21 protein-coding genes are annotated in these 20,304 nt (G+C 42.7%); 12 read left to right on the forward strand and 9 right to left on the reverse strand.

All coding sequences use genetic code 11. From position 1 onward, the window contains the following. Nucleotides 1-6: 6 nt before the first annotated feature. Nucleotides 7-441: a thioesterase family protein gene (locus FTT75_RS03510; RefSeq protein ID WP_005170474.1), complete on the reverse strand. Its 435-nt coding sequence runs from the start codon at nucleotides 439-441 to the stop codon at nucleotides 7-9. A gap of 44 nt (nucleotides 442-485) precedes the next feature. Then, nucleotides 486-1,646: an iron-containing alcohol dehydrogenase gene (locus FTT75_RS03515; protein WP_005170476.1), complete on the reverse strand. Its 1,161-nt coding sequence runs from the start codon at nucleotides 1,644-1,646 to the stop codon at nucleotides 486-488. A gap of 120 nt (nucleotides 1,647-1,766) precedes the next feature. Between FTT75_RS03515 and FTT75_RS03520 the strand changes: the two genes are divergently transcribed. From FTT75_RS03520 to FTT75_RS03535, 4 genes are read left to right on the forward strand one after another with little or no spacing between them, the layout of a single operon-like run. Then, nucleotides 1,767-2,273, forward strand: coding sequence for a low molecular weight protein-tyrosine-phosphatase (locus tag FTT75_RS03520; RefSeq protein WP_005170478.1), 507 nt, complete (start codon nucleotides 1,767-1,769; stop codon nucleotides 2,271-2,273). Nucleotides 2,274-2,276: 3 nt separating this feature from the next. After that, the gene (gene murB, locus FTT75_RS03525) at nucleotides 2,277-3,317 is read left to right on the forward strand and encodes a UDP-N-acetylmuramate dehydrogenase (RefSeq protein ID WP_005170480.1); all 1,041 of its coding nucleotides are present in this window, start codon (nucleotides 2,277-2,279) and stop codon (nucleotides 3,315-3,317) included. Nucleotide 3,318: 1 nt separating this feature from the next. Then, a complete protein-coding gene (locus tag FTT75_RS03530; protein WP_100535329.1) occupies nucleotides 3,319-4,458 on the forward strand; it encodes a YdcF family protein in 1,140 nt (379 codons plus the stop codon). Then, the gene (locus FTT75_RS03535; protein ID WP_005170484.1) at nucleotides 4,458-5,501 is read left to right on the forward strand and encodes an alpha/beta hydrolase; all 1,044 of its coding nucleotides are present in this window, start codon (nucleotides 4,458-4,460) and stop codon (nucleotides 5,499-5,501) included. The genes FTT75_RS03530 and FTT75_RS03535 overlap by 1 nt, the downstream gene beginning before the upstream one ends. A gap of 63 nt (nucleotides 5,502-5,564) precedes the next feature. On the opposite strand, the gene FTT75_RS03540 is transcribed toward FTT75_RS03535, so the two are convergent. Both FTT75_RS03540 and FTT75_RS03545 read right to left on the reverse strand, forming a co-directional pair. Then, nucleotides 5,565-7,235: an FMN-binding glutamate synthase family protein gene (locus FTT75_RS03540; protein ID WP_005097253.1), complete on the reverse strand. Its 1,671-nt coding sequence runs from the start codon at nucleotides 7,233-7,235 to the stop codon at nucleotides 5,565-5,567. A 497-nt stretch (nucleotides 7,236-7,732) separates the two neighbouring features. Continuing rightward, nucleotides 7,733-8,740: a YafY family protein gene (locus FTT75_RS03545; RefSeq protein ID WP_005097252.1), complete on the reverse strand. Its 1,008-nt coding sequence runs from the start codon at nucleotides 8,738-8,740 to the stop codon at nucleotides 7,733-7,735. A 238-nt stretch (nucleotides 8,741-8,978) separates the two neighbouring features. Between FTT75_RS03545 and FTT75_RS03550 the strand changes: the two genes are divergently transcribed. The 5 genes from FTT75_RS03550 (at nucleotide 8,979) to FTT75_RS03570 (ending at nucleotide 13,197) form a co-directional block, all read left to right on the forward strand. Then, complete coding sequence (locus FTT75_RS03550) at nucleotides 8,979-10,538, forward strand: circularly permuted type 2 ATP-grasp protein (protein ID WP_180040163.1); 1,560 nt, start codon at nucleotides 8,979-8,981, stop codon at nucleotides 10,536-10,538. 22 nt (nucleotides 10,539-10,560) lie between these two features. Continuing rightward, nucleotides 10,561-11,163, forward strand: coding sequence for an alpha-E domain-containing protein (locus FTT75_RS03555; protein ID WP_005097250.1), 603 nt, complete (start codon nucleotides 10,561-10,563; stop codon nucleotides 11,161-11,163). Continuing rightward, a complete protein-coding gene (locus FTT75_RS03560) occupies nucleotides 11,160-11,939 on the forward strand; it encodes a transglutaminase family protein (protein WP_074383227.1) in 780 nt (259 codons plus the stop codon). The genes FTT75_RS03555 and FTT75_RS03560 overlap by 4 nt, the downstream gene beginning before the upstream one ends. Nucleotides 11,940-11,952: 13 nt before the next feature. Continuing rightward, nucleotides 11,953-12,687 carry a proteasome-type protease gene (locus FTT75_RS03565; RefSeq protein WP_005097248.1) on the forward strand — a complete coding sequence of 245 codons (735 nt, stop codon included), beginning with the start codon at nucleotides 11,953-11,955 and terminating at the stop codon, nucleotides 12,685-12,687. A 78-nt stretch (nucleotides 12,688-12,765) separates the two neighbouring features. Further along, nucleotides 12,766-13,197, forward strand: a complete 432-nt coding sequence (locus tag FTT75_RS03570) for a BLUF domain-containing protein (RefSeq protein WP_005097246.1) — start codon at nucleotides 12,766-12,768, stop codon at nucleotides 13,195-13,197. A gap of 47 nt (nucleotides 13,198-13,244) precedes the next feature. Here FTT75_RS03570 and alr read toward each other — a convergent pair whose 3' ends face one another. The 5 genes from alr to rpsF form a co-directional block, all read right to left on the reverse strand. Continuing rightward, a complete protein-coding gene (gene alr, locus FTT75_RS03575) occupies nucleotides 13,245-14,315 on the reverse strand; it encodes an alanine racemase (protein WP_180185914.1) in 1,071 nt (356 codons plus the stop codon). A 48-nt stretch (nucleotides 14,316-14,363) separates the two neighbouring features. Then, nucleotides 14,364-15,806: a replicative DNA helicase gene (gene dnaB / locus FTT75_RS03580; RefSeq protein ID WP_180078260.1), complete on the reverse strand. Its 1,443-nt coding sequence runs from the start codon at nucleotides 15,804-15,806 to the stop codon at nucleotides 14,364-14,366. A gap of 216 nt (nucleotides 15,807-16,022) precedes the next feature. Next, the gene (gene rplI / locus FTT75_RS03585) at nucleotides 16,023-16,469 is read right to left on the reverse strand and encodes a 50S ribosomal protein L9 (RefSeq protein WP_004645413.1); all 447 of its coding nucleotides are present in this window, start codon (nucleotides 16,467-16,469) and stop codon (nucleotides 16,023-16,025) included. A 9-nt stretch (nucleotides 16,470-16,478) separates the two neighbouring features. Then, a complete protein-coding gene (rpsR, locus tag FTT75_RS03590) occupies nucleotides 16,479-16,706 on the reverse strand; it encodes a 30S ribosomal protein S18 (protein ID WP_005097242.1) in 228 nt (75 codons plus the stop codon). A 12-nt stretch (nucleotides 16,707-16,718) separates the two neighbouring features. Further along, on the reverse strand, nucleotides 16,719-17,105 hold the full coding sequence (gene rpsF, locus FTT75_RS03595; protein WP_004278789.1) for a 30S ribosomal protein S6: 387 nt from the start codon (nucleotides 17,103-17,105) through the stop codon (nucleotides 16,719-16,721). A gap of 253 nt (nucleotides 17,106-17,358) precedes the next feature. Between rpsF and FTT75_RS03600 the strand changes: the two genes are divergently transcribed. From FTT75_RS03600 to FTT75_RS03610, 3 genes are read left to right on the forward strand one after another with little or no spacing between them, the layout of a single operon-like run. Beyond that, on the forward strand, nucleotides 17,359-18,747 hold the full coding sequence (locus FTT75_RS03600; protein ID WP_180040161.1) for a hypothetical protein: 1,389 nt from the start codon (nucleotides 17,359-17,361) through the stop codon (nucleotides 18,745-18,747). Between the two features lie 11 nt (nucleotides 18,748-18,758). Beyond that, nucleotides 18,759-19,472 (forward strand): OmpA family protein, encoded by a 714-nt coding sequence (locus FTT75_RS03605; protein ID WP_218944650.1) that lies wholly within the window; start codon nucleotides 18,759-18,761, stop codon nucleotides 19,470-19,472. Continuing rightward, on the forward strand, nucleotides 19,459-20,274 hold the full coding sequence (locus tag FTT75_RS03610; RefSeq protein WP_180040159.1) for a hypothetical protein: 816 nt from the start codon (nucleotides 19,459-19,461) through the stop codon (nucleotides 20,272-20,274). Before FTT75_RS03605 ends, FTT75_RS03610 begins: the two co-directional genes overlap by 14 nt. Nucleotides 20,275-20,304 lie beyond the last annotated feature (30 nt).

The following is a 20,304-nucleotide window of genomic DNA, read 5'->3' on the forward strand; positions in this document are numbered from 1 at the left end:
TGGATTTTAAGGCACAACAAATCGAGATAAGGCATCCCGCATTTCGGCTGAAATCGGGGTGCTTTTTCGTGTCTCACGATCGACAAATACATGAACAAAATTACCCTGAGCTGCAGCTGTATCCGAATTGCGTTTAAAAATGGCCAGATCGTAGCTCAGTGATGAATTTCCCATGCTTTCAATGGCCACGCCCACTTCAATAATTTCCGGATAAGACAGTTCCTGATTAAACTGGCAGTTGGAGCTGACCACCAGCCCAATCATCGGAGAGTATTTCGGATCAAAGGCCGCTTCCTGAATCAGCAGGGCATTGGCTGCGGTGTCAAAATAACTGTAATAAGTCACATTGTTGACGTGGCCATACAGGTCATTGTCTGCCCAGCGGGTCTGAATGGGCAAGAAAAAGGCATAGTGTTCGCGTTGTTTGATCGTGGCTTTCATCAGGATTCGCTCTCAGCTAGACAAGGCTTAGTGTGGAAATAGATTTAGGCATAAATCGCCTGGTAAATCTGGTAAGCGTCATCCAACTTGAGTTCGCGTGGATTGTTCTGCAACAGCCGGCTTTGTTGCATGGCATCTTCTGCCATAACCATCAACATCTGTTCTGGTACATTTAACTGCTTTAATTTTAAGGTTAAGCCGCTCTGTATCAGATGATTATTAAAATGATCAATAAACAGATCGGTCAGTCCATCATGACAACCTTTACTGTGGGGATCTAACCAGGTCATCAATTCGGCATAGAGCTGTTTGGCTACAGGTGCATTAAATTTTAAGACTTCGGTCAGCACCAAAGCATTGCTATGTCCATGCGACAGATGAAAATGCCCACCGAGTGGATAAGCCAGCGCATGCACGGCGGCAACCGGTGCGTTGGCAAAGGCTTGTCCGGCCAGCATGGAACCGACCAGCATATTTTGACGGGCATCTAGATCATGACCATCTTGCAGAACACGTTGCAAATTGGCATTCAATAATCTTAAAGCCTGTTTGGCCAGCATATCCGAATAAGGATTTTTCTTGTGTTTTGAGGTATAGGCTTCAATGGCATGTACCATGGCATCGATTCCGGTGGCAGCGGTAATCTGTGCCGGCAAATTCCGAGTGAAAGTCGCATCCAGAATAGCAATATCGGCATAGAGAATAGGCGCGACAATGCCGCTTTTGGTGGTTTCACCTGTAGTAACAATCGAAATTGGTGTGACTTCGGAGCCCGTTCCGGCTGTGGTGGGAACCAGAATTAGAGCTAAACGTGGCCCGGTGGCATTATCGACGCCATACAGATCGGAAAGCGTCTGATGCTGCTCAGGATGCGCCAAAATCGCAATCAGCTTGGCCACATCCATCGAGCTGCCACCACCAAAGCCTAGCACCACATCAATCTTTTCCTGCTTTGCAAAAGCTGCTGCTTCAAGCACTACGTTATCGGGCGGGTCAGCCTGAACATCTGAGTAAATCACATAATCCAGACCGGCAGATTCAATAATATCCAGAATCGGCAGATGTAATTGCTGCTTCAGCATACCCGGGTCAGTCACCAGTAGAAGACGTTGATAACGGCCATTTTTTAGAATTTTAAATAATTCCTGAATCGTGCCTAGTCCGGCAATGATATTGGGGACGGTTTGAAACTGAAAACGATTCATGGCGATATCCTTGATTTTTTTATTGCAAATACGAGATTATTCTATGGTTGTGAGATAGGAATCAGTATATAAATAACTTAACATAAGAATCCTTAAAATAAAGTAGCTCTGAGGTTGTTTATGTCATCCAGAACGCCATACAAGGTGTTATGTGTTTGTTTGGGAAATATTTGCCGCTCTCCCACGGCAGAGGTGGTACTCAGACATTATTGTGATGAACAGCAACTGAATATTGTGGTCGATTCTGCTGGAACCAGTAATTATCATCCGGGCAAGGCCCCAGACCTGCGTAGCCAGCAGCATGCACTGAAACGTGGCTATGATCTGTCAACGCTTCGCGCACGTCAGCTGACCACGCATGATTTTATTGATTATGATCTGATTCTGGCAATGGATCTGGAAAACCTATCTAATATCCAGAATATACAGCGTCTGGCCGAAACTGAGTTCGGTCATTTACGTGCACGCGTTGCATTGATGAGTGAGCATGATCAGGATTATCCACAACAGGCCTTGCCCGATCCTTATTATGGCGAAGCGGATGGTTTTGAACGGGTGCTCGATCAGTGTGAGTCCAGCAGTCAGGCATGGGTTGAAATTTTCAAACAGAATGTACACAAGGTTTAAGCAATGCAGATTCAAACTCAGGTTCAACTTAAACCCTTTAATACCCTAAATTTAGAAGCCATTGCTTCACACTATGCCCATATTCAATCGACCGATGATCTGCTGGCGGCTCTGGATTTTGCTGAACAGCAACAGTTAAATGTGCTGATTCTGTCAGGTGGCAGCAATATGTTGTTGCCTGAACAGATTCACGCACTGGTTTTGCATATCGATATTCAGGGCATTGAGATGCTGGATGGCGATGATCAGTCGCAACGTTTACGCGTGGGCGGCGGGCAGGGCTGGCATGACTTCGTGCTCTGGACTACAGCACAAGGTCTGTATGGTTTACAAAATCTGGCCCTGATTCCTGGGCGTGTTGGTGCATCGCCGGTACAGAATATTGGCGCCTATGGCGTCGAAGTTGGCGAGTTTATCGATTCGGTTGCAGTCTATGATCGTCAGCTCAAACAGTTTGGCTCGATTAGCGCAGCAGATTGCCAGTTTGCCTATCGACATAGTATTTTTAAAGATGAGCCAAACCGTTATGTGATTACCCATGTGACTTTTAAATTACTGAAACAGCCAGATTTGAAACTGAATTACGGTGACTTAAAGACAGCCGTCGGTGATACGCTTACAGCAGAAAACCTGCAACAGCAAGTGATTCAGATCCGTCAAAGCAAATTACCTGATCCGCAAGAATTTCCCAATGTGGGGAGTTTTTTTAAAAATCCGCTGGTAGATCAGCCGGTCTTTGACCAGATTGCGGCATCTTTCCCGAATTTACCCCATTACCAGCAAGCCAATACTCAAGTTAAACTGGCGGCAGGCTGGCTGATTGATCAGGCTGGCTGGAAGGGCAAACAGTTGGGGTCTGTCGGCATGTTTCATAAACAGGCGCTGGTCTTGGTGAATTATGGTCAGGCCTCTCTTACCGATGTGCGTAAAACTTATCGTGCAGTACAGCAGTCGGTCTGGGAAAAATTCAAGCTGCTGCTGGAACCAGAACCTGTATTGTTTGACCAAAATGGATTGATCCGTTCTCATCAGGATGAAAAATGATATGAATAAAACCCATTGGATGGTACGTTTGCTACAAGTGGTCACTGGACTGTTTGTACTATTCGGCTGTCTACTGGTGTTGGTTTATACCCCTTTTTACTCGCAAATGATCGTCAAGGGCTTAAACCAGTTTGTATCTTTAGAACTTAATGAAGTAGCAGCGCAAAGCCAGAAAATGGCAGCATTGAGCGAGCATGAAAATCTGGAACCTGGCTCCGATTTATGGATTGCCCGTCAGGCATATTTAAAGGTCATGGAAAAGGATATCCAACAAAACAATTCTGCCAACCTGATTCTGATTCAGGCACGTTATAAAGCGCTGCAACAGGTCATTGAAGAACATCAGCGTGAGCAGCAAAGTCAAAAGGCAGAGCAAAGTCCGCCTGCTCAAGTTCCATTATTATATTCACAAGTACCGACAGAGCCGGTTGATCCGACTGCAAATGTTCGGAAGTTGCTGGACTGGGACAGCAATGAAAACAAAGAACGTATTGAACAATATATTGAGTTCCTGAGTACGCATCCTATAGAACAAGAAGAGGCCAGCTCGGTACAAGAAACCGCTGAAGAGGAAATTCAGCAGGACCTGGCTTTACTACAAGATCAGCAACAAGTGAAACCGGCGAATAGCTCCCAGCCTTATGCCATTGTGGTGTTGGGTGGCGGTTTAACGCTAGATGAAAAGGGTGAAGAGATTGTGGTCAATCACTATACGCGTTTACGTCTGGAAACCACGCTGGCGGTAGAAAAACATTATCAGTTACCGATTGTGCTGAGTGGTGTAGAAGCGCCGTATATGCAGCGCTGGTTGAAAAACCACGATGTTGATGCCAAATTGCTGGAAGATCGCAGCATGAATACCTGTGAAAATACCCGTTTCAGTTCATTATTATTACAAAAGAAAGGTGGAGCACCGACTGTGATTCTGATTACGGATCGTTATCATATGCCACGGACCCGCCGTTTATTTGCTTTAAATGGCATACAAACCATTCCGGTAGAGGCACCGATGCCGAAGCCTTTGACACGATGGCGTCCAAGTGCGCAAAATTATGATCATAGTCGTCGTGCCAATTATGAAATGTTGGCGACCATGCGCGATATGTGGTTTGGATCTAGTGACTGTCGGGAGGTGCCATAATGTCTGATATCCCATTTTTAAATCCCACGATCCTGAAGCAACTTGATTTACCCATCCCAAGCCGGGATATAACGCCACAACTCTTGCCGCCGTTAAACCTGAATCGTAGTGATGAGCCGCCAATTGATCTGCAATCCTATCGCAAGCTGTATGGCTTTGATTTATTGGACTGCAAACACTGGCAAGGCTACGTACAGATGCCATTGTTTAAATTACATGTACAGGTATTTGAACCAAACCTGGAAAATACCCGCTTTGACAAGATTCAGGGCACTGCTTTCTTGCTGCATGGTTATCTGGAACATAGCGGGATTTATCAGCCGATTGTCAAAGAGCTGCTGGAGCAAGGTTTTAGTGTATTGACCTATGACCTGCCCGGACATGGTCTGAGTGATGGTTCACCTGCCAGCATTCAGAATTTTGATCATTATCAGCAGGTTTTGCATGCCGTACATCGCTATGTACAACTTGCCTCGCAATTGCCCAAACCTTGGGTGGGAATTGGACAGAGTACCGGTGGTGCAATCTGGATGCATCACTTACTCGAATTTGCACAGCGCCGCGAAAATCCTTTTGTAGAACGGGTTTTGCTGTTATCGCCGCTGATTCGTCCTGCGAAAACAGCCTGGTGGCATAACTCGGTCGGGCTGGGCATTATTAGCCGGATCAAGCGTGAAGTTCCCCGGCATTTCAGACGCAATAACCATAATCCGGAGTTTCTGCGTTTTATCCGGCTTAAAGATCCGTTACAGCCGCGGATGATGGGTATGGACTGGATTCTGGCGATGTCGCGCTGGATGCTGGAAATGGAAGCGCGTCCGGCCTGTCGTATTCCGGTCTGGCTGGCACAGGGTGCACAGGATCAGACCGTAGACTGGCGCTATAATATCGAATTTATCCGACGTAAATTCCGTCTCCAGACCTTACTGATGCTGGAAGAAGGTTCGCATCAACTGATCAATGAACGCGCGGATATTCGTGCTGCATTGACCGGCTTGATTCCTGCCTTTCTACATGCACAGGGCAGTAAAACCTATTATTGATCTACAATTCAATGTGAAAAAAGGCGTTTGATTAAACGCCTTTTCTAATTTAACTGTATTGAGTTAAAATTTATCCAGTTTAGCCAGGTTCCACATCCGGAAGTAGAAGTTCTCCTCATCCTTATTTTCACAGGATAATAATTCTCCCTCTTTCAACCAAAAATGAATCTGCGCAAAGTTCTTTATTTCGTGATTATTCACACGTTGTGCCAAGTGATGTGCCTTAATCGCCGAAGGGTGTTTCAGGCCTGCAGAAGCAATCAGTTCAGACAAGGCGTGTAAGGTGTTTTTATGATAATGAAATACGCGCTCTGCTTTGGTGGGCACATGTAAGGCCTTTTGACGATCTTTATCCTGTGTGGTGACACCGACAGGACACTGGTTGGTATGACAGCTTTGAGCCTGAATACAGCCGACGGCAAACATAAAACCACGTGCCGAATTCACCCAATCTGCCCCAATCGCGAGCGTGCTGGCAATATCAAATGCACTAATAATTTTACCACTTGCACCAATTTTGATTTTATCTCTTAAACCTGCACCAACAAGGGTATTATGCACAAATAGTAAACCTTCTCTTAGGGGTGCACCGACAAAGTCGATTAACTCAATGGGTGCAGCGCCCGTTCCACCTTCAGAGCCATCGACGACGATGAAATCGGGATAAATCTGGGTGTGCAGCATGGCTTTGACCATACTCATAAACTGCCAGGGCTGCCCCAGACATAGCTTGAATCCGACCGGTTTTCCGTTGGAAAGTTCACGTAATCGTTGGATGAAATTCATCATTTCAATCGGGGTGCTAAAGGCGGGATGACTAGAGGGTGATACGCAATCATGTTCACGGCTGATGCCCCGGATTTGGGCAATTTCTTCCGAGATCTTGCTTTTAGGTAAAATACCGCCATGTCCGGGTTTAGCCCCTTGTGATAACTTGATTTCAATCATTTTTACTTGCGGTAATTTGGCTTGTGCCGCAAAGCGTTCCGGATCAAACTGTCCATCTAAGGTACGGCAGCCAAAATAACCACTGCCAATTTCCCAGACCAGATCGCCCCCATATTCAAGATGATAGGGGCTGATACTGCCTTCACCGGTATCATGGAAAAAATCACCTTTTTGAGCGCCGAGATTCAGCGCACGGATTGCATTGGCACTCATACTGCCAAAGCTCATGGCTGAAATATTTAAAATGGAAGCAGAGAAGGGCTGTGTACATTGCTCATTGCCGATCAGGATACGGAAAGTTTGTGGATCGGCCACCTTACATGGCGTCAAAGAGTGACTGACAAATCTATAATTGTCTTCATAGACATTGAGAATTGAACCGAAAGGTTTATCTGAATTTTCATTTTTCGCCCGCTGATACACCAGACTACGTTGCATACGGGAAAAGGGCAGTGCATCGCGGTCGGCTTCAATAAAATATTGACGAATCTCCGGACGAAATTCTTCGAAGATAAAGCGGAAATGTCCCATGATGGGGTAGTTTTTCAGAATAGAATGCTTGTTTTGCAGTACATCATACAAACCCAACAGGCTCAGGAGTATACTCAGAATCCACAGGGTATTCACCAAAGTTTGCGGCATAAAATAATAGATATAACGCGGCGAATAACCGATATGGAATGTGGTAAAAATCACTGCAATCAGAATGCAGGCAAACCAGACTGAATGGCGAGAAAAGAAAGTATTGAGCAGCTTGTGCCGTACTAATTGAGCAGGGTTAGCCATTGTAAAATTAAGTCCCTATTTCTACTTCTATAGGGCTTTATGATGTGCAGAGCCAGGTATCTTATGCAAGCATAGAATTGTTATTCAATTTTATAAACTTGCCAAAAATCATACCCAGACAGGCAATCAGTCAGTAGCAATTGCAGATAAATTTTGCGGAAAAATTCCTATAGAAAAAATATGCAAAGCACATATATTCTATTTATTTCACAGGCAGAGTGAATGCTTTTATAGTCGATTTATCACCCATACAGGAGTTATAAACCATGACAAAAAAATCCATTCGCTTTAATAATGCCGAACTGGCTTGCTCATGTCTCAGTTCTGTTTAAATATTGAGGTTTCATCCAATCTGCATTTCGGGGTATTAGAGAAAAGCAGGTTGGTACAGCGGTAGACCACCAGAACAATCATAAAAATACAAGCATAATTCTCCAATCCCCAATCTGGGGATTTTTTTATTCTGGAATTATTAAAGCTGAATGAAATCCATTTGGTTAAGGGTTTTCCTCATCCATCTGGCTAACTGCATTGGACACCATACTGGGTTCAATATGTTTAATCTTTTTACCAAAGCTGCGCAGCCACCACACCAGTTGTGAAGTAAAAGGAACCGTTGCACTAATCAGCGACATACCATTGTCCAGTTTTTCAATCTTCTGATCTTTACTGAGCTGACTTTCCTCAAAATAATGTGCATCCGATTCCGACATGCTCAGTTTTAGCATGACATTTTCAGTAGGGTGATTGAAATCCACCCGGAAGCCCAATGCACCAGAATCGATATAGTCATCAATATCAAAATTCACCGGATGCAGGGCACGTGAATTGAGAACTACTGCCGATTTAAAACGGTGCAGGGCAAAGGTCTGAATATCAGATTTGTCATGACGGGTACAGACCAGATAAATGATGGAGCCTTTTTGCACCAAAGCCAGTGGATTGAGGATATAAGTCTTTTCTTCGCTGTTGTGACCGCGGCCCTGATAGACACATTCCAGCTGTTTGTCCTGCAACAAGCCTTCATATACCGCCTGCTGTGCAGTCTTATCCACGAAAGGTGGAATGAGCGGTTGGGTGGCTGGCACAATCCGTACCCGATTAATCCATTGGCGGACATTGTTTTGCGAGGACAGACTGCGGCGTGCCAGATCAAACCAGGGATTCATTTCTTCGATCAGGCTCGGTGGCAGCAAATGTTTTAAATGTTCTTCGACCATCATAAAGGTGACCGCCTGTGAGCTGGTCATATGCGGCAAGCTTTGCAACGGTGCATCTGAGCGCCAACGCCAGCCTTGTGGTGTGGTCTTGCTGCTTTCGATTGGAAAGCGCTGCGCAATCTGGTTCAGGTCACGCTGAATGGTACGCAGGCTGATATCAATTCCTTCGCGATTCAGGATTTCCTGTAATTCACGTGTTCCCATCCATTTGCCGGTAGAAAGACGCGACAAGATTTGCCATTGGCGATACAGGCTGTTCGAGGTTTCTTTTTCTTGTGCTGACATAGTGTATTTTACTGGCAATAAAAGACGGGATTTGAACTTAGATTAACACAATAAGAAAACTCACATTTTTTCGCAAGTCCTTAAACGCAACAATTGTCCTACAAACTAAAAATAACTTGGCAAGAAATAGCATTGAGTTTAAATGGTAGTTCCTAGATTAATGATAGGCGGAATATAGATGTGCTGGCATAGATATTGCTTTGATTAAATTAAAATAGATGATAATACGAGGGTTTGTATGCTTAAAGGAAATCAGGATACAAATGTGATTGAAACGATTGATAAATTTACTTCTCCGAATCTTGGGAAAAATTTTATAGAGGCTAAAACAGCAACGGTATCGACTACAGCAAATCCACAACTTTTATTTCAACAGTTGTCTTCAAAATTCTTTAATGAAATGCAGGATGAGCAAGTCATGTCCAGTCAGGCAAGTCAAAGACTGGAAGAATGGTTATCCCAACACACGCTGGATGAATTGAATGCTCTGAATCAGGTGGCAAAAGAACATTTTTTACATCATGGCATTAGCTTTACGGTTTACGAAGATAAAGAGGGGGTAGAGCGAAGCATTCCTTTCGATATCATTCCACGAGTGATTGACCGCAAACAGTGGAATATGGTGGCTCTGGGGTCGGCACAACGCGTGCGCGCACTGAATCTGTTTTTACATGACATTTATCATCAACAGGATATTTTAAAAGCCAATATCATTCCTGAACTCCAGATTTTGACGCATGAGGCTTATCAGCCGCATATGTATCAACATAGCCTGAAAGGCAGGATTTATAGCCAGATTAGTGGCATTGATGTAATACGTGATTCCAAGGGCAAATTTTATGTCTTGGAGGACAATCTTAGAACGCCATCGGGTGTCTCTTATATGCTGGAATGCCGTAAGATTAGCCAAAAGCTGATGCCGAAAATATTTGAACAGTCCAAGATTGCTGGAATTGAGCAATACCCCCAGCTTTTAAAAGAAATCCTGATCGAAAATGCCCATGTCGACAAACCCTTTGTCGTAGTGCTGACGCCAGGGCGTTTTAATAGTGCTTACTATGAGCACGCCTTTCTCGCAAGAGAAATGAATGTACCGTTGGTAACATCACGTGATCTTTTTGTTGATGACTCGAAGGTTTATGTAAAAACTATACGTGGTCGCCAAAGAGTCGATGTTATTTATAGACGGGTCGATGATGCTTATCTCGATCCATTATGCTTTAAACCGGAGAGTACCCTGGGTGTACCTGGCTTAATGTCAGCTTATTTACAAAATAATGTCCTGATTGCCAACGCACCGGGTACAGGTGTCGCAGATGACAAATCGATTTATCCATATGTCGATAAAATGATTCATTTTTATTTGGGTGAACAGCCAATACTAAAAAATGTTCCGACGTATCAATGTCGTAATCAGCAAGATTTAAGCTATGTGTTGGCCCATCTGGACCAGCTGGTGGTAAAAGAAGCTCAGGGTTCGGGTGGTTATGGCATGCTGATTGGGCCACAGGCTTCGAAACAGCAAATTGAATTTTTCAGGGAGAAAATTTTAGCTGCGCCGCATTTGTATATTGCGCAGCCAACTTTGGACTTATCGGTTAGTCCGACTTTGACCAATTTTGGTATTGCTGAACGTCATATTGACTTGCGCCCATTTGTCTTAAGCTCGCCTTACCGTACTGAAATTGTGCAGGGTGGCTTGACACGTGTAGCGATGCAGCCCGGTTCACTGGTGGTGAATTCATCACAGGGTGGCGGTATTAAAGATACCTGGGTAGTCGACAATTTACATTCATAATATTCCAAAGAAGGAAAATGTCATGGTTTTGCTGAATAGCAATGCACAACATATTTTTTGGTTAGGGCGTTATTTATCTCGCACTCATTTTTTATGTGCGCGCTTTCCATTTTTAGAAGACGAAGCAGCTGTGGCCTATGCACATGCTTTTTGTTTACCCGCTTTTGATGCCAGTTCCTTAAATGAATTGGTACTAGATTCAACTCAGACCGCATCTTTTAGCCAGCAGTTTAAAGTGGCTAAAGATAATATTCAGGAACTACGCGGAGTATTGTCTGCATCAGGCTATGCAGAACTAATGAAACTGATCAAAACTGCAGACAAAAATGCTGGTTATATTTGTGAAGTGGTGACTGAATGTGAAGATATTCTGGAAGCTGAATCTGCCGATATTTTTCTGTTCTTTAGCCTGGGACAATGTGTCGAACAGCTCGATCATCAGTTACGACTCGGTGAAGAAACCAGTACGACACTGTGCAAGATCGATGATGTAGTCAGAATTCTAGTGGAAATGGGCTGGGGTGACCTGGAGCAATACTGGGAACAGTTGCGTACAGAACCGAACCGGATTCAGTTCTATCAGTTTAGCGACCATATCCATCAACTGTTTGAGGCAGATGTATGAAATTGATGGTGAATCACCAAACGCATTATATGTATACAGCTGAGGTGAGGAACAGTATTCAGTACATCAAAATGATGCCTTCGAGCAATGCGCATCAACGGGTGCATTCCTGGGATATTAGTGTACCGGGGAATAAAGAAATCCGAAAAGATGCCTTTCATAATCTGTGGATGACCTGTAACCAGCGTGAACCTTATTATTCCTTAACGATCATGGCGCAAGGGATTGTCGAGCTGAATCCCGCGCATCAGACTGGACTGAATGATTCAATCAATCCCAATATTTTTTTACAGCCAACCGAATCAACGCAATGTAATGCAGCAATGAAAGATTTTGCACAAGCTCATGTCCCTGCATTAAGCCGTCAACGTCTGATTGAACTGGCACAGGCCTTGCTGGAACATGTCCCTTATATTTCCAATAGCACCTCAGTGCAAGGCTCTGCCATAGATGCCTTTGAAGCACGTCAGGGGGTCTGTCAGGATCATAGTCATATTTTCATTGCCATGTGTAAATATCTGGGCTTGGCTGCCCGTTATGTTTCTGGCTATTTATATGCACAAAATGCTTCACATCTGGCCAGTCATGCCTGGGCAGAGGTGTTTGTAGAGCAGACATGGTATTGTTTTGATGTGAGTAATCTGCTGTTTAGTCCAAGCTCGCATATTTATGTGGCCATTGGGCGGGATTATTGGGATGTAGCACCGGTACGTGGTGTGAGGGAGAAGGGCGGTGTGGAATCCATGCATTCCATTGTTCAGGTACTAGGATGTTAATAAGGACAAAAGAATGACGTATTGTTGTGCGCTACGTTTAGAGCAAGGTATGCTTTTTATTAGTGATACACGGACCAATGCCGGAGTAGATCATATTTCTGTCTTTCGCAAACTGTATACCTTTGGTATTCCTGGGGAGCGTATGATCGTCATACAGGCCTCCGGAAATCTGGCCACAACACAAGCCGTAATTGGGCGTATCAAAAATCAGCTAGAATTGAAGCAGGAACCCAATATACTCAGTCTGCATACCATGTTTGATGTGGCTGAACTGATCGGGAGCACGCTTAAGAGAGTCATCGCCAATGTCACCAGCGACATTTTGGAACAGAGTAATTATTATTGTAATTTACTGGTGGGTGGTCAGCTCAAAGATCAAGAAATGCAGCTCTATCATGTGTATCCGCAAGGAAATTTTATCTGTGCCACGCGGGATACGCCGTATTTCCAGATTGGCGAGAGTAAATATGGCAAGCCGATATTGGATCGCGCCTTGACTTATGATATGCCGCTGGATGAAGCTCTGCGTTGTTCGCTCATTTCATTTGCATCGACCTTACGTTCCAATGTATCGGTCGGTATGCCACTCGATGTGCTGGTGTATAAAAAAGACAGTTTAATGATGCCGAGGGGTAAACGTATTGCCGAAGATGATGAATATTTCACGTCGATCAGCCGGCAATGGTCAGACACCTTGAAAAAAGGACTGGCAGCGCTACCTGTTCCATCGAATGAATATTTTCTGTAAAAGGTATTCTGGTTCAGTTTTTTCGCGTACAGTATGAACTTCTGTGCACCAGCATAATAAAAATAGATAAGTTAGCGCATGTACCAATTTTGTTACGCCAGTAAAAGTACGTCTTCTAAAGTTGATTTGCTTGAAGATCTGACCAATATCCTGAAAGAAGCACGTGATTTTAATCATCGCTATCAAGTCACAGGAGTGCTGTATTTTGCCGATGGTTATTTTTTTCAATGTCTGGAAGGTGAGTGTTTAACCTTAAAAAGTCTGCTGCTCGAGAGACTCAATAAAGATCCTCGCCATCATGATATTAAATTGTTTGAGACCAAGGAAATCGAATATCCGAGTTTCCCCGACTGGTCGATGAAGTATATTTCTAAACGCAGTCAAATCCAGCAATTCTGTCAGGACATGGGATTTAATGACTTTAATCCTTTTGCCTTTCAGCAACATCATGTCGATGCTTTATTAGAGAAATTGAGTTTAGAGCAGGCTGAAGAACAAAAATCAGCTTAAATAAAAAGCCCAACTTCTGTTGGACTTTTTTGGCTCTGAGGATCAACTCAAATAACTTTACGTAGCGGACGATGACTGAGTCTGCATAACAGTTCATAACCAATGGTGCCATTGGCTTCAGCAACCTCATCGACCAAACGGGTATTCCCCCAAAGTTCGACTTGAGTGCCAGGTTTTACCTGCATCGCAGTTACATCAATCGCGATCATGTCCATTGCTACACGACCAATGACACGCGTTTGCTGGCCATTAATCGCCACATAGTTCTGTTTCGGGAAAGCACGAGGGTAGCCATCACCATAGCCAATTGAAACAATCGCAAGTGTCATGTCTTGCTCAGCTGTAAATGTTGAACCATAACCGACATGCTCACCTGCCTTGATATGGTTAAGTGCAATCACTTCGGCAGTAAAGGTCATGACTGGTTTTAAATCCAGATCATGCACATCATGATCTGCAAATGGAGTCGCGCCATAAAGCATGATCCCGGGACGGACAAAATCAAAATGCAATTCTGGATATTTATAAATGGCTGCTGAGTTACAACATGAACCCATCAATGGTGCACAGTCATTTTTAATTTCTAAGAATTGACGGATTTGTTCATCATTCAGCGGGTGATCAGCATCGGCATTGGCAAAATGCATCGCCAAAACACAAGTAAAACCTTCAGCTTTGAGTTGATTGATCACGTCTTTAATTACATCAATTTTAAAGCCAAGACGGTTCATCCCGCTATTCAGCTTGACCCAGACTTTCAGGTCTTTGGCGATATAAGCATCTTTATGTGCCAAGAGCCAATCGACCTGTGCCTGCTGATGCACAATCACTTCAATATTCTGATCAATCACGATTGGCATTTCGTCTGCAACAAAAACACCTTCGATGAGCGTGATCGGCTGTTGATAACCCAGTTCACGAATTTCCAGGGCTTCTTGTAAGCATGCGACACCAAAAGCATCGCTTGCACTTAAGGCTGCTAGGCAGTCTTTAACTCCATGTCCGTAAGCATTGGCTTTGACCATACTGACGATTTTAGCGGTTGGGGCAAGTTGTTTGACACGGTTTAAATTATATTGCAGTGCTGCACTGTCAATATAAACTGTAGCTTGGCGCACCCTAAATTACTCCTGGAGGGACGATGGAAATCTGATGATTGAGCTTGTTTACTCTTCATCATCATACTGAGCATAAAACTCAGGTGAGAGATTACTAAAACGGGTATATTGACCTTCGAAAGCCAGACGTACCGTACCAATCGGGCCGTTACGCTGCTTACCAATAATAATTTCAGCAGTGCCGGCTTCCTTTGATTCCTTGTTATAAACCTCGTCGCGGTAAATGAACATGATCAAATCGGCATCCTGCTCGATTGCACCGGATTCACGTAAATCGGACATCACCGGGCGTTTATTGGGGCGGTTTTCCAGGGCGCGGTTTAACTGGGAAAGTGCAATCACAGGGCACTGCATTTCTTTGGCTAAGGCTTTTAAACTTCGTGAAATTTCCGAGATCTCGCCGACACGGTTGTCGCCCATACCGGGTACTTTCATCAACTGAAGATAATCGACCATGATACAGCCGAGTTTGCCACCATGCATTTTGGCAATACGACGGGCACGGGAACGTAATTCAGTTGGTGGCAGGGCAGAGGAATCATCGATATACAGGTTTTTTTCCTGTAAATGCACAATGGTACTGGTCACTTTTGACCACTCATCGCTGTCCATTTTGCCTGAACGCAAATGCCCCTGATGCACACGGCCAAATGACGAAATCAAACGCATGGCAATCGAATCCGCTGGCATCTCCATGGAATAGACCAGCGCCGGCAGGTTGTTATTAAATAAAACGCTTTCGACCAGGTTCATGGCAAAGGTGGTTTTACCCATGGACGGACGCGCCGCGACAATAATCAGGTCGCCGGATTGCATGCCTGAGGTTTTATTATCCAGCTCCACAAAACCTGTGGTTAGACCGGTAATGCTACCTTCCATTTGTGATAATTCATTCAATTTATCAAAAACATCGGCAACGACAGAGTTAATCGGTTTAGGCCCTTGAGCCTTGGCATTATTATTATGCTGTTCTGCAATCGAGAAAATATTGGTTTCAGCCAAGTCCAAAATTTCACTGACGGTACGGCCTTTGGTGTCATAGGCATTTTGTAAAATTTCAGAGCTGACTTTAATCATGTTGCGCAGGGTCGAGAATTCTTTAATTTTGCCTGCATAGGTTTCCAGGTTGTAGAAACTCGATGGCGAGTCTGCCATGAGCTGCATCAGATATTCTTCACCGCCAATCGCATCCAGTAAATTCTGCTTGATCAGCCAGTCATGCACCAGTACCGCATCATAAGGTGAGTTTTCTTTAGAGAGTTGATCAATGGCGCGGAAAATATATTTATGTCGGGTCGCATAAAAATCATTTTCAGTCAGCACATCACCGACCTGTTCAAAAGATTCGGCAACGGTCATTAATGCAGCAAGTACGGCTTGTTCAATCGCTAAATTGTGCGGTGGAGTACGAAATTCCTTGAGATTGCTGTTCTCAGTACTGATTTCGATATTAGCGCTGGTCGGCTTTTTGCTGGCATTCGCCTGTGACATATAAATCCCTGATTTTAAATACAATGGTTAAACATTATCGGAGATGAATAGCTTTTATTCACTACGACATGAAATCATACGCGTTCTGAAATCAAATGCGAAGGGTAAATTTTCATTTGTATGGGTAATAAAATAATTTTTAAGCAGGAGATACCTGTCATTTTTTTATAGATAAAAAAAGAGCATGCTTTCGCATGCTCTTTTTGAGGCGAGAAATTACTCAGCTACGATAGTAACCAGAACTTCTGCAGTAACATCATGGTGCAATTGGATTGCGATGTTAAATTCGCCAGTGTGACGAAGTGCGCCATTTGGAAGACGTACTTCTGCACGGTCTACTTCTAGACCAGCATTTGTCAACGCGTCAGCGATGTCACGAGTACCGATAGAACCGAATAGTTTACCTTCGTCACCAGCTTTCGCAGTGATTACGATATTTACTTCGTTCAATTGGTCAGCACGTGCTTGAGCAGCAGCTAAAACATCAGCTTCAGCTTTCTCAAGTTCAGCACGACGAGCTTCAAAAGCAGCAGTGTTTGATTCTGTTGCAGCAACTGCCATACCTTGTGGGATAAGGAAGTTACGGCCATAACCAGCTTTAACTGATACTTTATCGCCTAGTTTACCTAGGTTTTTAATGCGTTGTAATAAGATAATATCCACAGCTCAACCTCACTTATGATTGTCAGTGTAAGGGATCAAAGACAAGAAGCGAGCTTGTTTAATAGCTAGCGCCAATTGACGTTGGTAACGAGCTTTAGTACCTGTAATACGGCTAGGAACAATCTTGCCGTTTTCAGTGATGTACTGTTTTAAAGTGTCGATATCTTTGTAGTCGATGTACGTAACGTTCTCAGCTGTAAAGCGGCAGAACTTGCGACGACGGTAAAAACGTGCCATGTTATGTTCTCCTTAAGCTTCAGCAGAGTCTTGAGCGTGTTGTGCTTCTTCACGTTGAGCTTTACGCGCACGTTTTTCTTCAGCACTTTTCGCCAATAGTGACTCTTCAGTGATTGCGTTTTCACGACGGATGATAAGGCTACGAATGATTGCATCGTTATAACGGAACAATTCTTCAAGCTCATCAAGAGTAGTCTGACCACACTCAACATTCATAAGAATGTAGTGAGCTTTGTGGATCTTGTTGATTGGGTAAGCCAATTGACGACGGCCCCAGTCTTCAAGACGGTGGATTTGACCTTCAGCTTCTTTGATGTGAGTTAGGTAGCGTTCTACCATACCAACGACTTGATCGCTTTGATCAGGGTGTACTAAAAGTACGATTTCGTAATGACGCATTGTCAGCTCCTTACGGTTTGGACAGCCCCAATTTAAGTAAATTGAAGCAAGGAGTCACAACCAAGGTTGTGTCGCAGTGTTTGCGAGCCAAGAATTTTAGAGGGTTTAGGTTTAAAATACAAGTCATAGCTTTGAAATAGCTAAATTCAAATATTAAGTTATATTTATTCTTTTGTGTTTATTGAAGTTTTTTTGTGGGAACAATTATTTATAGTGATACTATTCACATAATTTTATTTCCTTTCCCTCTGTCATGTTAGATTTTCTTGATGTTTTTTCCAAAATTTTTCATTTCCTTGCAATTGTAGTTATTGTTGTTTTCTTTATTTATTTTATTCGTTTAGATCGCTTGCATGAAAAGGCTAATCCTGCTTACCCAAGTTTACTGATTACAATAGGGATTGGCTTTACCTTCTTTGGTGTTGCTTTGGGGCTTGCGGGCTTTGACACAGAGGATCCAACGGGAAGTCTATCGACTCTAGTAAATGGTATTAAAACTGCATTTTGGGGGTCATTTGCAGGTATTCTTGCTTCAATTTTAATTAAATTTCATGCACTTATTAAGTTTAAAGAAAATGATACTGATTTACAGGCAGATAAGCAGGTGCAGCAGTTTTATGAAGAGCATCAAATTTTAGCAAAGCAGAGCCAATTTTTAGAAAAAATTTATACTGATAATCAAAATCATCATCAGAATTTAGTAAAAGCCATTGAAAATTTTGGCCTAAATTTAGATAAAAATAATAAAAATAATATGCAAGAAATGCTTCAATCGATCAGTAGTAGTTTAGGTGGTATTGAGCAAATTCAACGCAGTACACAAGGTTATATTGCAGGTGAAATCGCAGAATTAAGAAACGAATTTGTTTCGTTTGCACAAAAGCAAGCAGAACAGACCACTGATATTTTCATTAAGGCCCTGGAACAAGCAATTCAACGTTTCAATGAAAATTTAACAGATAGTTTGGGTGAAAACTTTAAGCAACTTAATCAATCTGTAAACCGTTTGGTAGATTGGCAGGAGCAATACGCATCTCACGTAGAACAACAGACCACAAATTATGAGGGAATGTTGTCTCAGATTGAACAGGTGAAAAATGATTTTTCAACTGTGTTGCATAATGTGGATGGTTTTAAGCAAATTATTTTACAAGTAGAGCAAGCCATTCAATCCATTGATCATACCAACTATGAGTTTAACAACCGTATTGAGCATTTCTATGGCGCTTTGGATGCAAAACTTGTAGAGGTTGATCAAACGCGTCAATTGTTTGCAGAGAGTTTTAACAAGACTGAATCGCAAATGGATAAAATCAATCAACTGACCGAAACGATCTTTACTGAAATTCATGACTATTTGGAGTCTAGTCATGCGCGTGCGCTACAGATACAAACAACGTCTGCACAGCAAGCTGAACAAATGCAAAAGCAAATGAAGCAATCATTTGAACAGACGCAGCAGCAATTAAGCGATGGTTTAAGCACGATTGAAACTCAATTGCAGCAGACATTGAATCAGTCATTGATCACACTCGCTCAGCAATTAGGTGCACTTTCAACTAAGTTTGCACAAGATTATGAGCCAATTACAGAAAATTTAAAAAATATTATCGACTCGATTGATCAGGGAGTGAGATCTTAATGTTGCCCTTTATGCGTCAGCGTGCAACGAATTCTGATCAATGGATTAGTTTAAGCGATATTATGACTGCACTGATGATGGTGTTTTTGCTTATTAGTGTCATTTACATGATACGTGTTAAAGAATCAGTCGATATCCCACGAATTTTTAAGGCGGATGAACAACAATTACATTCGCAATTAGAGCAAAAGCTACAAAGTAAATTGACCAAGTGGGGTGCAACTCTAAGTCCTGACTTAACAGTGCGCTTTAATAATGAGGAAATTCTTTTTAAGGCAGGTTCAGCAGATTTAAGTGCTGAATTTAAGCAGGCACTGAATGAATATTTCCCTATTTATATTCGTTCGGTGATGCAAGATCGTTTTGTTGATAATATTAAAGAAATTCGTATTGAAGGGCATACGTCAAGTTTCTGGGCAAAAGGTGTTGGTGAGGAAGAGGCTTATATTCGTAACATGCAGCTTTCTCAAACACGTGCACAAAATACCTTAATTTATTTACTACAAAGTTCATTATTAACAACGGTAGAAAAAGCGTGGTTAAAACGTAAATTCAGAGCAATTGGATTTTCTTCGGCTGCACCTTTAGGTAAAAATGGGCAACCTGCGAGTGGCTCTAATAGAGAGCATTACGGTGCATCACAACGTGTAGAATTTAGAGTGGTGACAACCGCTGAAGATAGAATTCGTGCTGTTGCCTATGGTGATTCAAATGCAGCTCGTTGATTTTTTAACTAGTGACTTCTTAAATGAATTAAGAAGTCAAATGAAAGCAAAGCTTTTAGATATTACTGATTTACCCTTTCGCAATGGTATTACCTACGCAGATTTATATGATTTGCATGAAGGTGTCGAGGTTGATATTGGTGATATTACAAGCTCTCCTTCGGGTTTGCTTTATTATAAAGGCGTGATGGTTTCTCTGAATATTCAGGATGCTTTTCAGGGAAATAAGCAAGAAGAGAGTCTGCCTAAATTACACATTTGTCATTGTCATAAGCTCAAAGAAATGAAGGCTGCTGGGCGTATACAGCGTTATGTGTGTTCAGCACGCACAGATAAAATTCGTAAAATTCGCTTTATTTCAAATTATACAAACCAAATTAAAAGTGGTGAGTATGATTTGGATGTCTGTAAATACTGTCTAAGTCAATTAAAGTTAAACGGCTATAAAACTTCGATGACACCGATGGAAAAAAACCAGATATCCAAAAAATTAGACTTAAGTGATTTTTATCTCAAGTTTGAGCCACAATTTTATCAGGCGATGATTCAAGTGTTATATACAGACCAAAATGATATTGTAGCTAATCAATATCAAATGGACTGGAAGTATATTTCCTATAAATACAGAAAATCGAAACAATGGCGCTGTGAAGCATGTACAAAAGATTGTACTCACGATCATGCAAATTTACATACGCATCATATTAATGGTAATAAAGCCGATAACCGTTTAATCAATTTGAGTGCTTTGTGTTATGACTGCCATGCGATGCAACCGATGCATGAACATATGAGACGTTGATTCTGAAATAAAAAAAGATAGAGACGAACT

Source organism: Acinetobacter sp. YH01008 (assembly GCF_013420435.1).
Lineage (GTDB): Bacteria > Pseudomonadota > Gammaproteobacteria > Pseudomonadales > Moraxellaceae > Acinetobacter > Acinetobacter pseudolwoffii.

Bases quoted from the DNA above. Each gene is read 5' to 3' on its own strand.
- FTT75_RS03515 (WP_005170476.1), bottom strand. From the start codon at position 1,646: ATGAATCGTTTTCAGTTTCAAACCGTCCCCAATATCATTGCCGGACTA.
- FTT75_RS03545 (WP_005097252.1), bottom strand. From the start codon at position 8,740: ATGTCAGCACAAGAAAAAGAAACCTCGAACAGCCTGTATCGCCAATGG.
- FTT75_RS03530 (WP_100535329.1), top strand. From the start codon at position 3,319: ATGAATAAAACCCATTGGATGGTACGTTTGCTACAAGTGGTCACTGGA.
- FTT75_RS03600 (WP_180040161.1), top strand. From the start codon at position 17,359: ATGTTAGATTTTCTTGATGTTTTTTCCAAAATTTTTCATTTCCTTGCA.
- FTT75_RS03520 (WP_005170478.1), top strand. From the start codon at position 1,767: ATGTCATCCAGAACGCCATACAAGGTGTTATGTGTTTGTTTGGGAAAT.
- FTT75_RS03555 (WP_005097250.1), top strand. From the start codon at position 10,561: ATGGTTTTGCTGAATAGCAATGCACAACATATTTTTTGGTTAGGGCGT.
- dnaB (WP_180078260.1), bottom strand. From the start codon at position 15,806: ATGTCACAGGCGAATGCCAGCAAAAAGCCGACCAGCGCTAATATCGAA.
- FTT75_RS03510 (WP_005170474.1), bottom strand. From the start codon at position 441: ATGAAAGCCACGATCAAACAACGCGAACACTATGCCTTTTTCTTGCCC.
- FTT75_RS03570 (WP_005097246.1), top strand. From the start codon at position 12,766: ATGTACCAATTTTGTTACGCCAGTAAAAGTACGTCTTCTAAAGTTGAT.
- FTT75_RS03610 (WP_180040159.1), top strand. From the start codon at position 19,459: ATGCAGCTCGTTGATTTTTTAACTAGTGACTTCTTAAATGAATTAAGA.
- FTT75_RS03550 (WP_180040163.1), top strand. From the start codon at position 8,979: ATGCTTAAAGGAAATCAGGATACAAATGTGATTGAAACGATTGATAAA.
- rpsF (WP_004278789.1), bottom strand. From the start codon at position 17,105: ATGCGTCATTACGAAATCGTACTTTTAGTACACCCTGATCAAAGCGAT.
- rpsR (WP_005097242.1), bottom strand. From the start codon at position 16,706: ATGGCACGTTTTTACCGTCGTCGCAAGTTCTGCCGCTTTACAGCTGAG.
- FTT75_RS03560 (WP_074383227.1), top strand. From the start codon at position 11,160: ATGAAATTGATGGTGAATCACCAAACGCATTATATGTATACAGCTGAG.
- FTT75_RS03535 (WP_005170484.1), top strand. From the start codon at position 4,458: ATGTCTGATATCCCATTTTTAAATCCCACGATCCTGAAGCAACTTGAT.
- murB (WP_005170480.1), top strand. From the start codon at position 2,277: ATGCAGATTCAAACTCAGGTTCAACTTAAACCCTTTAATACCCTAAAT.
- FTT75_RS03605 (WP_218944650.1), top strand. From the start codon at position 18,759: ATGCGTCAGCGTGCAACGAATTCTGATCAATGGATTAGTTTAAGCGAT.
- FTT75_RS03540 (WP_005097253.1), bottom strand. From the start codon at position 7,235: ATGGCTAACCCTGCTCAATTAGTACGGCACAAGCTGCTCAATACTTTC.
- FTT75_RS03565 (WP_005097248.1), top strand. From the start codon at position 11,953: ATGACGTATTGTTGTGCGCTACGTTTAGAGCAAGGTATGCTTTTTATT.